This window comes from Chitinophaga sp. (assembly GCF_036569185.1).
In the GTDB taxonomy this organism is placed as follows: Bacteria; Bacteroidota; Bacteroidia; order Chitinophagales; family Chitinophagaceae; genus Chitinophaga.
The window spans coordinates 1-13,088 of the sequence record NZ_DATCRD010000308.1 but is presented as its reverse complement, the minus strand read 5'-3'; the positions used below and the strand labels follow the sequence as shown (position 1 = coordinate 13,088).

Genomic DNA, 13,088 nt, shown 5'->3' with positions numbered 1-13,088 from the left:
AATGTAACTTACCAGCGGTCAGGAAAAAACACCACCGACTACACCGCAGCGGCATCCAGCCAGGGCAGGTCATTGATCAATCAATATGGGGAAAAAGTCCTTGATGATAAGAACCAGGATATCACCGATGTTATTTTTCACCTACCTAAAGGAGATATCCTGAAAAAAGGACAGAGTAGTACAAAAATGTTCAACATACGTACAGGAATGAATTTCAACCATACATTCGGAACTGCTCATCACCTGTCTGTTAATATAGATGGCGGTATCACTGATGGGCAAAATGCCAGTCTCCCTGCATACACGTTTTACGGGTATGATCCTGCAACAGGCCGCCATCTTCCTGTTTTAACCGGACCCTCCTCCAGTTTCAAAAACTATAGTGGTACTTCCATGGACCCTTCTCAATTGCTGGTGCCTACGCTCGCCACCAACAGCTACAACCGGAATATCACCATGAATACCAGGGTTAATTACAGCTACCTGGACCGTTTTTCATTCGGAACATTCTACACCGGCATGTTCATACCCAATCCCGGGGAGTCTCCCGCCTACGCATCCACTACCTCGAAAGGCATCAACGGTTCCTGGAATATCAGGCGGGAACCGTTCTTCAAAGCCTCCTGGATCAGCCAGCTGGAGCTGAATGTTGCCGCTTCAGAAACCGGGGCTGCCCGCCTGTCGCCGGTGCTGATTAATGCCGGCAGGCAATTGCAACCCCTGTGGAATAATGCTGCCATTATCGTATCCGGCGTCAACAAGACAGAATTAAGCGGTCAAACATACCGTGAATTGAAAGGCGGAATGAAATTGGGCTTATCTCAAAACCGGGTGTTGCTGACCCTGAATTACACGGGGAATAACCAGGACAAAAAAGGACAATGGAATGCCCGCGCCATATATGACATAGCCCGTGAGCCCTACTTCCGTGTTCCCGCTATGAGCACCCTCCGGGTGGAAGCAGCACTGCAGAACATCAACTCCTACCAGGGCATGAATACCGTTATGGAGGCGAATTCACTTTCAGACGGCGGAGGGTTCAGTATGCCGGCCAACAATACCCTGGGGATATTGCCGCCCGAGATCATCAACAGGGAAGTAAGGCTGATCGCCGGTGCGCTGCACGACCGGTTCACGACTGAACTGCGTTACTACAACAAAACTACTTCAGGCCTTGTAAATGGAAATACTCCTACCGACCCGGCTACCGGCCTGTCTTCAAAACTAAATTACAGCAAGTCTGCCAACAAAGGGGTGGAAATGGCGATCATGGCCGGCATCATCCGCCGCGGAAAATTCGAATGGACGGTAACAGCAAATGCCGCCTATAATATCAACGAGGTGATTGATGCGCCACCTGTGAACTTTACGCTAACCTCCGGCTACCTCTCGGCCCAGCATAACGGCTATAGCGCTGATAACCTCTGGGGATTCCGCTGGGCAGGGCTGGACAAAGCCGGTAACCCGCAGGTCTACGATCCAAAGAATACAAAGGTAACTACACCGGATTCCCTTTCGCTGATATATCTGGGCAGAACGGTTGCTCCATGGACCGGCGCGCTGAACCAGAACCTGCGCATCGGCCCTTTCTTTGCCGCTGTAAGGACGCAGTTCAAATTCGGGCATATAATGAGAAGATATATGCCGGTACTGACAACAGAGCCCGACAGGAACGTTGCCATCAGGGACCGTTGGCGAAAACCGGGTGACGAGGCCTTTACAGATGTCGCGGCCATTGCCAAACCTGACCCGGTAAGGGAGCTGCTTATCAGGAGCTCTGACAACAGCCTTATGCCGGCCGACCATGTGCGGCTGAGAGAAATTCAACTCGGCTACACTTTTCCTCTTGGAAAGCGTATAGAAACGAACGTTAAGAGCCTGACATTGTCTGCCCAGGTATTAAATGTGGCCATATGGACCTGGAACAAATACCACCTTGACCCTGAAACTGTCAGTAACACAGGGGTGATCGGTTTGCCCCAGCCCAGGCAATATGTGCTGAGCATTAATGCAAGTTTTTAACGCGAAAAAAATCACTATGCAAATGAAACCAATCTTCCGGTTCATATTTGTTGTATCACAGGTATTGCTGGTCAGTAGCTGCAAAAAGTTCCTGGATGTACGGCCGGACAACACAACGAACATTAATCCCCGCACCGTGCGCGACTTTGAGGAGATACTCAATAACAGTAGCCTCGCTATCCCCAATTACATGCTTGCCGACTTTGTGAGCGACGATATATGGCTCTCTGATAAAGTAATGAATTCGGGGAATATTGCGGCGGCTTATTACATGAATACTTACGCCTGGGCCACCACGATATGGCAACCCTCCGATGACGACGCGATGTATAATGACACCTACAAACTGATATTGCCCATGAATGTTATCCTGGACAATATCGAAAAAGCCACTGGCGACTCCGCAGAACGAAAGACCATCGTAAAAGCGCAGGCCTGCATCAACCGGGCCTATTATTACCTTCAGCTGGCCAATATCTATGGACCAGACTACCGGCCTGCCACCGCAGGGCAGGACCTCGCAGTTCCGCTCGTACTTCATCCGAATGCCACGGAACAACCCAGGCGGAACACCGTAAAGGAAGTCTATGATCAAATATTGACGGACCTTCAGGTGGCAATAAATACAGCCTCTCTACCGGATTTTGGCGTAGATGTGATCCATCCCGGCAAGGCGGCGGCATATGCCATGCTGGCCAGGACCTCCCTGCTGATGGGCGACTATGAAAAGGCACTGGACGCTGCGGATGGAGCGCTAAAGATCAGGAGCACGCTGTTGGATTATGCTACCGCCGACAAACCATTTACCCTTAAGGACCAGGAAAAGAATCCCGAAGTGTTGCTGGCAAGGGTATACCTTGACCAACCCTATTTCCGGCGGTTTAATGAGGCCATATACACCAGTTCCGCCCTGGCAGATCTCTTTGATTCCACGGACCTGCGGTTTGTTGTTAACTTTGATAATGGGCAGCGCATAGGAAAGCACGTCATGTATCAAAAATATATCGATGATGAGCTTCCTTCTATGCAATTCAATTATAGCCTGACGGTGGCTGAAATGATGCTCATTAAGGCGGAGTGCTTGTGCAGGAAAGGAGATGACATTAGCGCAATAACCCTGTTAAACCAATTAAGACAATCCCGGTTTAATGCGGCGGACTATACCCCGTTAACTGTTTCACCCGGTAAAGATGCCCTCACCCTGGTGCTCGGGGAAAGAAGGCGGGAGCTTTTTTTTCATGGCGGCCTGCGATTGTTTGACCTTAAAAGACTGAACAGGGACCCAAAGTTCAAACTGGACCTTACAAGAGTTACTGCTACAGACAGCATAATAGCCACCCTCCCGGCCCTCTCGCCCAGGTACCTGATGCCTTTCACACCGAAGGTGATCGCCAACAACCCCTCCATTATTCAAAATGAAAGATAGCGCCCAATGAAAGTGTCCAAATTGACAGATACTGTTGTATCATCTGCCATCGTAATGGCAGGTTGTTGTATAGGCTTCAACGCATGCAAAAAAGATAATCCGCCGGTGAAAGATGAACTGATTACCTATGTGCTTAAAAACCTGGTTACTCCCAGCATTACTGTACCCACAAACGAAGGCGACAGCGTATTGGGAAACGTTGGCCTGCATACCAGGCAATCTCCCACCTGCTTTCCGGTGATACTCGCCGCTCCGGCCCCGGCAGATATGGAAATAACAGCCTCCGTTGATGACGATCCCCGGTTAGCTAAGGTGTTTGACAGCATCTACAAGGCTGCATCTCCCCTGCTTCAGGCAGGAATGTTTACCACAACGGGGAATAACAAAGTAACAATTAAGGCAGGCCAAACACAATCCAACGACTCCATCAAAGTGATCTTGAAGGATGTATCCGGTTTAAAGCAGCCAGGTACATTTATCTTTACCATCCCTGTCAGGTTAAAAACCAGTTCTTCAAATGCCGGCCTGAAAAGCAGCCTGGTGTTTATCCAATATAAAGTCCTCGTAACAGATCTGAAAGTGTCCTTATCAGACGTCTATTACTACAATGTCTCAATTTTTAAAGATCGTCCGCAAATTCCCATCAGCCTCCGTTTGTCGCTTTACCAGCCAATAAACCGCGACATCCAGGTACCCCTGGAGTTAGTTACCGACAAGGCATTTATTGATGCATATAACCTGGAACATAACACCGCCTATGAACCTTTCCCGGAAGGCGCTTTTGAATGCCCGCAAACAGTAAACATACCTGCGGGCGACAGCTCTTCCGGTTTCCAGTGCAGGCTTAGTGATTCCTCTAAAATTGATCCGTATCATGATTATATGTTGTTGCTAAAGATGAAAGACAGTGCAAGGGCATATGAAACCTATAGCGGCATTTATATTACCGCGCCGAAGTCCAGGATCGATGCATCCAATTCAATAAGTCGCACCGGATGGACAATCAGTGGTTCCGGTATACGATCAGCCAGCAACCTGCTGGACGGGTCACTGCTGACAGAATGGATATCCGATCCTAATGAGGAAGGAATTATCACGCTGGACATGGGACAGGTACAAACTGTCCGGGGCTTCTCCTTTACGCCCTCTTACGTACAGAAGACGAAATGGGATGCCCGCGCAATAGAAATATCTTCCAGCAACGATGGCAGCAGCTGGAAAACAGCATGCCTTTACCTTGGACTGCCAACCAGCTCATATTCATCCGGGCAATTCCCGGATATCAAAACCGCATGGTTCAGGCAACCAGTTTCTGCCAGGTATTTCCGGTTCAATATTACAGCATCCACCGATCCGACGTATAAAGTTATTTCGGAATTGAACGCATTGAAATAGTACCTAAACTTTAAAATCATCTCATCATGTGTAAAAACACTTCAAAAAAGCTCTTATCATTCATTTTTTTCTTCGCTTTCATGCGGTACACAAATGGACAAACCGTGATACCGTATACGCATGAAAAGGCATTTACCGAACAAATGGAAAACTCGGCCCAGCAGTTACTGGACAACAAATCATTCAAGCCGGTAAAGGAAATCGCCCGGGAAGCTCAGTTGCTGAAAAACAACCTGCCTGTCACTGAAAAAATGAATCTTTCCACATCAGCAGACAACAAAATGCTGGCGGGGGAAGCGTTGTTCAATAAACGCAAGCAGGGCGTATTGGTAGTAGGCAAGTGCTATAATTGTGGTAACTGCAATAAAACTCACAAGGGACCTATAGCAACGGCCTTTGCCATTACTTCAGACGGCGTATGCGTCACCAACTATCATGTGCTGGCTGACCTGATTGAGAAATCCCCTGACAGCCTGGCGGGAGACAGCCTGTATTATGTATCGACGATAGCCGGAAAAATATATCCTCTCGACAAAGTCCTTGCATACTCCAAAGAAGGAGATGTGGCCATATTTCGCGTGGCTATCGATAAAACGCAACTGGACCCTGTGCCATTGGGCGCTTCTGCAGAAGGAGGCAGTTTCGCTTGCGCTATCACCCATCCTCAAGGTATGTTCTATTACTACAGCCAGGGCGTGGTTGCCAGGAATGTGTCAGGAGAAACAGCACAAATGGACAGAATGGAAATTACAGCCGACTACGCGGTGGGGTCGAGCGGGGGGCCTATCTTCAATCAATCGGGACAGCTGATAGGAATGGTTTCCAGCACACGGAACATATACGGAGATGGACAAAGGAGAGAGATGTTGCAGATGGTTGTTAAAGAAACAATCCCTGTTAGCACAATAAAAAAACTATTGAATATATAATGGGATAGATGAAGGCGCCTTTTCTACCTGACCAACAGCGGCACCAGCGCGATGGGTGATTGCCAGGTGGCCGGAAGAACAGGCATATGTATTCAGAACGAATTAAATGAAATGTGCATCATTTCTGAGGTAGTGAAATAATGTATTTCCGATACCTATCGTGAAATTTTAAAAATTGGGAAATAAAAAAATAATCCTGTATATTTTACTAGAGGATCGGTCAGTAACCGAATACTTTGTTCTTACAGTTTGTTTCCCTCAAATCCGGCAGGAGACATTCTATTTCTAATTATCTCACTTTAAAAATTACAATTATGAAAAAACTATCTATTAATGGCTTTACCAGGCTTCCTGGAAATGAACCGAGAGTTATGACAGAAGGAATGGGAAGACCAGGGCTCTTTGGCATTGATATTAATTTGGGTCTTGATGATTTCCTTTTTCAGGGAGACATTTCCCTCTCGCTGGAGCAGTTAGAGAATTTACTGGGAATTTAATCCCGGTTTAAAAATTTTCAACGTGGAGTACCCCAACTTTCTATCGGAAAATGAGGTTAATTAATGATACAAGAGGGGCCGCTGCGCTAAGTAATGCCGAAAAAAAAAAATGATGAAAAAGGTAGCTGCTGAAGTAAAAGTGCGGTTCCAAAATAGTCTTGTTCAGTTGATTGAATCGTAAATTAATATTGGATTATTTAAGATCGGCAGGCCATTAGCCTGCCGATTTCATTACAATTATTCCCAGATTTGAAGATATATAATCGCGAGTTCCAAGCGATTGTTTCATACAAAATCGCCGACTTTGGAGGCGGCTTTTCAAGTGGTTGCGTAACAACCATACAACTTACTGAGATAGTAACAGGCACCTATACATTAGTCAACTTATTTTTCAAGGAAAACATATCACTGAAACTAATAGTAGATTGACGATATCTTTTACGCCGGCTATAATGAATCTGGCCATAGTTATTTGCGCGCCATTTCAACCATCTGTACAACTTCTTCTGCCGCGGCCTCAGCCTTCCCTTCAAACCCTGATACTTTAAACCTGATCCTTCCATTACCATCAATGATAAATTTGGCCGGGATCCCATCAATTTTGAAAGCATCTGCAGCTGCGCTATGCCTGGTGTCTGGATCTCTCGGATCCAAATACAGATCGAATGTATAATTACGGCTGGCCAGAAACTTTTTGCCATCATTCAGTAAATCCGGTACGTTATTCCAGGTATAAATGAAAAGAAATTTTACCTCCGGGTCATTAATATAGCGGTTTGCAGCGATCTGCATAGCCGGGAATGACGCTACACATGGACCGCACCAGGTTGCCCAAAAATCCAACACAATGGTTTTGCCTTTAAAATCCGCCAGCGAAACTTTTTTCCCGTTCACATCTGTTACCGTAAAATCAGGTGCTGCTTCATGAACCATCATTGAAGAAATATTTGCCTTAATTTTTTTGATAAATATATTTTTTAACCCCTGAACGTAGGCATCCGCATCCTTACCGGGATTCAATTTTGTATAACCTTTTTTTACCTGGTCAATGTACTTCTGCTCAAACTTTCCTGCCGCTACTGCTTTTGCCAATATGGGTAAAGCCTGTACGTAGTCGCCGTTCAGGCTGGACAGAAAAGCGTAGTTTTCAACCAGCTCCCCGTCCTTTTCTTTCATGTTATGATAAGCTTCAGCAGTATAACGGAAGGCTTCTTCATTCTTTCCGGCTTTGAAGAGTAGCTTACCATAGAGGTTAATAAAATCATCATAAGCAGATTTGGGATCTACTTTCAGCGGCCCACTTAAGGCTGCCATATCTTTCATTTTTTTGACGTTTTCCAGTTCACCGGAAGCAAACTCCATGGCCTTTGTAGAATTTATTGCAGCCATTTCCTCAGTGGCCATCACTAAGGCCTTTAATCGAAATCCCGCATCATCAATGGAGTTCAGATATTGCAGTGTTTTCGCAGGATTCATCTCATTAGCGTACATATTGGCCACAAAGCTTTTTTCCAAATCCAAATTAACATTAGGGTAGTCTTTGATCATGCTTTGCATATGAGTTTCTATGTCTTCCATTCCTTTGATCTTAAGAAAGGAAGTGATTCTTGCCATTTGGGCGTTTTTACTTTGGGGATACTTTTGAAGCAGCATCCTGGTTACCGCATTTTTTTTAACTTCATTTTTATCATAATACTGGATCAATGTCCACAAATCCTGATCGGAACCATTTTCCAACGCTTTGATCTTTTGGTTAAGGACCGCCTTATTTTTTGTATGCTTTAATGACGCTAGTTTAGAATTTGTATCATTTTTCCCGCTTCGTTGCGCTACTGTGCCCAGGCAGCTGAGCATCAGTACAGTAAAAATTATTTTTTTCATTTGCTATTTGTTAATGTTTTTAAAAATCGTGAGAGTGTGGCTACAGGTATCAACAGCACTGCCTGCCATTGCCTTATCAACCACATTCGCTATGAGCTTTTCAATGTTTCCAGCTGCCGGATTAGATTGTCCGTTACTGCTTGTGAGAACAAAACAGGCTGAATAAACTCAGTTGTAAACCCTTTAACATGATCCGGTCAGGATTTTACTTTTGCAAGTTCCACCATAGCTTTCAACTTATAAAATTCCTTGTCATCTGAACCGCCATAACCTATGCTTGTTTGATTGATGTTTCCCTTCGCATCAATGATAAATTTCTGAGGAGTGCCCAATGCGCCCAGCGCTTTGAAAATTGTTTCGTCCTGATCAAATAACACATCGAGTTTGTACCCATTCTTTTCCATAAAGGGTTTCACAATATCCGGGCTTTCCCCCTCATTGATCACAAACAACTGAAAGGGTTCCTTACCATACAAGTCGATTACACGCTCAAATGCCGGAAATGCCGCAACGCATGGCTTGCAAGCTGTGCTCCAAAAATCAATCACCACAATTTTACCTTTGTAATCAGATAACTTAATGGCCTTGCCATTCATATCTGTTAAAGAGATACCCGGTACTGATTTAGTATCAGCCATCCAGGCTCCGGCGACTTCTTTTACAATTTTTTGATAGGCTTCTTCCTGCAGTGAACTAATATATTCGTCCATTCCGGCTGTATTGCCTTTTACCTTCTGGTAGGCCAGCTTCAAACTGGCAACTGTTTTTGGCGTGGATACGGCCGTACGCACCGCGTTAGACAAGGTATCAAATGCCTGTTGATGTTGGCCGGCTGCCATTAAGATTAAACTCAGACGGTTCAGGTAATTGGCATCGGAATTTCTGAAGTAAGGTATTTTCCTGAACGTGGCATTTTCATCCGACTTTTTGATATTTTCCATCGCGATAGCCAGGTTGCCGAGCTTTGCATTAGCCACGGCATTCACTTCGAGCAAAATCAAGTTCCGGCCAAAGGTATCATCGTGTCTTTTGAGTGCGATTTCGTCCAATACCTGTTTTGAAATTTGTTGTACCCATTCAATATGCTGATCGTTGTCTACCCATGATTCCAGCAGGTTAGAAAGCTGAAACAATTGAATTGCGGTAAATTTGGGGTTGGTATTCTTGTAGAAATGATATTTATCAATATTCCCTTTTCTCAGCCAGTCGATCGCCAGCTGCGCACGATATTCACTATACGGCGCTGGCTTTGCCGGGTCAGCAGGATATTTCAAGCGGAGTTCATTATAGAACCGCTCCTGGTCCTCCACATTTACAAGGGCATTAAATTTTTTAGCGATCTCCTTTTGTGACTGCTGCCCGTATACATACGTGGTCGTCAGTATCATCATTACAACTAATATTCTCATATCCTTTCGTTTAACTATGTGCTTTTATGATTTCGACCATGGCTTTCAGCTTATAGTATTCCCGGTCGGTAGAACCGGCATAACCGGTGGCAAAGAACCTGATATTCCCCATCGGATCGAATACGATTTTAGTTGGCGTTGCGCGAACATCGTAACCCTTATTCTCTTCATCCCTTAAAACGTCAAGTCTGACGGGTTTCTGTGCAGCAAAAGCCTTAACGGCCTGATCGTCCTCAAATAAGTTCACAACGAACAACTGGAATTCATCTTTCTTGTAATCGGCAACCACTTTTTCAAATCCGGCGAAAGCCGCAACGCAGGGCGTACACAGCGTAGTCCAAAAATCCAGCGCAAGGATCTTTCCCTTTTGATCACCGAGATTAACCATTTTTCCCTCGAGGTTATTCATAGTAACTCCATGAACGGGTTTTGTAGCACGGAAGGTGATCAATTTTTTACTGGCATCGTTTGGGTCAGGAATGATTCCATCCCGTGTTTGTTGTGCAGACGCTACATAGGACTTCTCAACTTCTTTATAGTATTTTTGGTAAGCTTCCTTTTTCAGTGATTGAAGCTCGTCTTCAAATCCGTCTTCAGTTCCTTTTACTTTTTTAAATGCTTCTTTAAATGTATCTACCATATACGGGTTGCTCTCGGCCTCTCTAAAAGCTTTGACGAGGATATCATAAGCTTGTTGATGCTCTCCCGCAGCCAACTTTACGATGGCCAGGCGGTTCAGATAATTCGATTGTGAATCCTTAAAATACTTAATTAGCCGGTCGGCGCTTCCTTTTTCAGCATCTGACCTGGCTATCTGTTTTTTTGCCACATCTACATGGCCCAGCTTAGCATTGGCGGCCGCGTTCACCTCTAACAATACGTAAGTTTTCTCAGCGATCCCGTCATTTAATAGCTCCTGGGAAATTTGCGCGGCATCCTCATACTGCCGTTTTTCATCAAGCAATTTTTCTACAGCATAGGATAGATAAAGCGCCTGGCGGTAAGAAAATTTCGGCTTGGACGATTTATAAAATCTATAACGTTCTATATTGCCCTTTGCCAACCACATGTAAGCCAGTTCCGCACGCATATCATTTAAGGCAGTAGGGGTCAGGTTTTCAGCAGGCTCCTTCAGCACCTCATTGTATTTCTTTTCCTGGTCTTCAACCTTCTCTATCAGCATGAACTCATTGATCCCGTATTTATTTTTTTTTGCAGTCTGCTGTGCCCAGCCCGTGCTGGAAATCATTAAAAGCAAAAAGATGATTTTTTTCATCAGTATATATTTTTTTAAAATTGCTATGAAGCCATCATAAGCCTGTTCATTGCGATTTATAAGCCGGCCTGCCTATGATGGTTTCATCATCATTTGATATTTATTTGATTAATTCTGCCAGGCGGTTATGAAGCTCAGCACCTCTGAGGTCTTTACCCACAATTTTTCCGCTGGGATCGATCAATACATTGGAAGGTATACTAGAGATCTCGTAGGCTTTTGCTGCCTTACCTTGTTCAGCCTTAAAGTCGCAAACCTGTTTCCAGGGGAGCTTATCTTCGTTAATGGCTTTCAGCCACAACTTTTTTTCAGTATCCAGCGAAATGCCTAGTATCTTGAAGTTTTTATCCTTATACTTTTCGTAGGCAGCCAAAACATTGGGGTTCTCCTGGCGACAAGGTACACACCAGCTCGCCCAAAAATCAACTAAAACATAGTTACCCCTGTAAGCGCTTAGGGAGACGGGATGACCATCTGTATCATTAAGGGTAAAATCGGGAGCTACAACATTTCCACTTACGAGATTTTTTGCCTTGTCTAATTTCGGTTTCCAGTTCAGTACCTTCTCAGATTGCTGCATGCGTTTGCTCAATCCGTCGTACATCGGCCCGACAAGGTCAGGATTAATGGCTGCCTGAGTAAATATATCCAATAGATCAACGCTAACGTAACTGTCGGGATAGATACGGATCACCTCCCTGGTCGCACCGGCAAAAAGCGCTATACCATCCGTGTTTTTATCTGCAGCTTTTGATCGCTTGCTAACTTCACTCCCATAGTACTCCCATGCTTTTTGTTCATTTCCCCCACCCGTATAGGACGCCATTCCTTCACGATCGAAGGTTACATTGATGTCCCCGTCAAGGTAAAATAAGGCCACATTTTTCATGTTGCTACTTTCATCAGACGATTTCTGCCGGTCCGGCTTCACCTTAGAACGAGGCATGATTAAGTTGAGCTCCGCAAGTTGAGGCCTTCCGATCTTGCCGCTGAATCCAAATTGTCCATTTTTGATCAGCGCGGTGTCCGATTTGTATTCCCCACCTTTATCATCAGGCGGGTAAGACATGACCGCTTTAATTGCCTGGTAGCCAGTTGGCAACTGTCCTTTAATGTGATACGTGGTTTGGGCATTTGACAATGCCGGCAACATACAAGCTGTTGCCCAGATCATTAGTTTATTCATATCTCTGTTGAATTTCAAATTGCTGCCTATGCCGGCAGCAATTTGTTAACTGTTATTTATGCTATGGGTTTTCTTCTAAACCTTTGTTTTCGTTAAGCATCCGCTCTCCAAATTTAAGTGCGAACCTTTCAGGCTTAAGTTGATACGTAGCGGTCACTACGCCGTTCGGCCCGTAAATCCTGTGCGTAAAATCAATGTGATTGCTGTATACCGGGTCGACAGAAAGACGGCGCATATCCAGCCAGCGCAAACCAGTGATGGCGAATTCGCGAATGCGTTCGTCCAAAATAAATTTCACAAGCGCTTGTTGGCTTGCAGCAATGCTGGAAGGAACAAGGGCGGCTGTGCCAGCAATTCGTTTGGCGCGCAATACTTCCAAATCGGTTACTGCCCCGGCCAGGTCATTTGACCTGGCCTTACACTCTGCACGCATTAAATATAAATCAGGTAGCGAGGGTCCGACATTTATTCCGTCAAAGAAATTTGTATTCCGGCGCCTCATTCCCAGTGGATATGCTGTAGTTGTAGACAATTTGTAAGGTGAATACAAGTTTAGACGCCTGTCAGTTGGAGTATATAAGGCAGCGGTTTGCGGGCTAAAAACAAATGCATTAACAGCTCGAAATTGAAACCAACCTGCATTAATATTATAAATGATTTCTGTATTGTTGGCTGCAATAGGGACATTGGACAGACCTAAAAATCCTTCCGGAAACCAGGACCCTGCTGCATCTGGATTTTCCGGATCCAGAACCACTGTATAATCATACAGTTTCATAGGAATCTGAGCTTTTTGAACCTCTAAAAACGCAGCGTCAAGATGTGTTTTGGCGGCATCGAAATTATTCATCGCCATATAAACCCTTGAAAGGTAAAATTCTGCTGCCAACCTGGAAATCTTGCGGCGATGTGTAAACGCCCCTAAATCAGGCAACGACCCGGTCAAATCACTGATCACCAGATCATATCCTGCCTGCAAAGTTCCTCTTTTAAAATCCTTTTGATTCACATCTGCCACAGTAAGGTTTGGTATACCCAAATCGGTACCCGCAGTAGTAGCATTATAG

At 45.0% G+C, this 13,088-nt stretch carries 10 protein-coding genes; 5 read left to right on the top strand and 5 right to left on the bottom strand.

From position 1 onward, the window contains the following. The 5 genes from VIM72_RS23850 to VIM72_RS23830 all read left to right on the top strand — a co-directional run. Positions 1–2,022: hypothetical protein (locus VIM72_RS23850; protein ID WP_332005329.1), on the top strand; the 2,022-nt coding region annotated here is incomplete at its 5' end. Between the two features lie 22 nt (positions 2,023–2,044). Continuing rightward, positions 2,045–3,448 carry a RagB/SusD family nutrient uptake outer membrane protein gene (locus VIM72_RS23845; protein WP_332005328.1) on the top strand — a complete coding sequence of 468 codons (1,404 nt, stop codon included), beginning with the start codon at positions 2,045–2,047 and terminating at the stop codon, positions 3,446–3,448. Between the two features lie 6 nt (positions 3,449–3,454). Continuing rightward, entirely contained in the window at positions 3,455–4,843 is a 1,389-nt protein-coding gene (locus VIM72_RS23840) for a BT_3987 domain-containing protein (RefSeq protein ID WP_332005327.1), read from the top strand. 80 nt (positions 4,844–4,923) lie between these two features. Continuing rightward, positions 4,924–5,772 carry a serine protease gene (locus VIM72_RS23835; RefSeq protein WP_332005326.1) on the top strand — a complete coding sequence of 283 codons (849 nt, stop codon included), beginning with the start codon at positions 4,924–4,926 and terminating at the stop codon, positions 5,770–5,772. 314 nt (positions 5,773–6,086) lie between these two features. Further along, entirely contained in the window at positions 6,087–6,269 is a 183-nt protein-coding gene (locus VIM72_RS23830) for a hypothetical protein (protein WP_332005325.1), read from the top strand. A gap of 468 nt (positions 6,270–6,737) precedes the next feature. Here the strand turns inward: VIM72_RS23830 and VIM72_RS23825 are convergent, their stop codons facing one another. From VIM72_RS23825 to VIM72_RS23805, 5 genes are all read right to left on the bottom strand, one after another. Further along, the gene (locus VIM72_RS23825) at positions 6,738–8,150 is read right to left on the bottom strand and encodes a TlpA disulfide reductase family protein (protein WP_332005324.1); all 1,413 of its coding nucleotides are present in this window, start codon (positions 8,148–8,150) and stop codon (positions 6,738–6,740) included. 197 nt (positions 8,151–8,347) lie between these two features. Next, entirely contained in the window at positions 8,348–9,559 is a 1,212-nt protein-coding gene (locus tag VIM72_RS23820; RefSeq protein WP_332005323.1) for a TlpA disulfide reductase family protein, read from the bottom strand. 10 nt (positions 9,560–9,569) lie between these two features. Continuing rightward, entirely contained in the window at positions 9,570–10,835 is a 1,266-nt protein-coding gene (locus tag VIM72_RS23815) for a TlpA disulfide reductase family protein (protein ID WP_332005322.1), read from the bottom strand. A 100-nt stretch (positions 10,836–10,935) separates the two neighbouring features. Next, positions 10,936–12,021, bottom strand: a complete 1,086-nt coding sequence (locus VIM72_RS23810; protein WP_332005321.1) for a TlpA disulfide reductase family protein — start codon at positions 12,019–12,021, stop codon at positions 10,936–10,938. Positions 12,022–12,082: 61 nt separating this feature from the next. Next, positions 12,083–13,088: RagB/SusD family nutrient uptake outer membrane protein (locus VIM72_RS23805; protein WP_332005320.1), on the bottom strand; the 1,006-nt coding region annotated here is incomplete at its 5' end.

What these genes read in the sequence shown, in the direction of transcription:
- VIM72_RS23815 (WP_332005322.1), bottom strand. Translation starts at nt 10,835, where the DNA reads ATGAAAAAAATCATCTTTTTGCTTTTAATGATTTCCAGCACGGGCTGG.
- VIM72_RS23840 (WP_332005327.1), top strand. Translation starts at nt 3,455, where the DNA reads ATGAAAGTGTCCAAATTGACAGATACTGTTGTATCATCTGCCATCGTA.
- VIM72_RS23845 (WP_332005328.1), top strand. Translation starts at nt 2,045, where the DNA reads ATGAAACCAATCTTCCGGTTCATATTTGTTGTATCACAGGTATTGCTG.
- VIM72_RS23810 (WP_332005321.1), bottom strand. Translation starts at nt 12,021, where the DNA reads ATGAATAAACTAATGATCTGGGCAACAGCTTGTATGTTGCCGGCATTG.
- VIM72_RS23825 (WP_332005324.1), bottom strand. Translation starts at nt 8,150, where the DNA reads ATGAAAAAAATAATTTTTACTGTACTGATGCTCAGCTGCCTGGGCACA.
- VIM72_RS23830 (WP_332005325.1), top strand. Translation starts at nt 6,087, where the DNA reads ATGAAAAAACTATCTATTAATGGCTTTACCAGGCTTCCTGGAAATGAA.
- VIM72_RS23820 (WP_332005323.1), bottom strand. Translation starts at nt 9,559, where the DNA reads ATGAGAATATTAGTTGTAATGATGATACTGACGACCACGTATGTATAC.
- VIM72_RS23835 (WP_332005326.1), top strand. Translation starts at nt 4,924, where the DNA reads ATGCGGTACACAAATGGACAAACCGTGATACCGTATACGCATGAAAAG.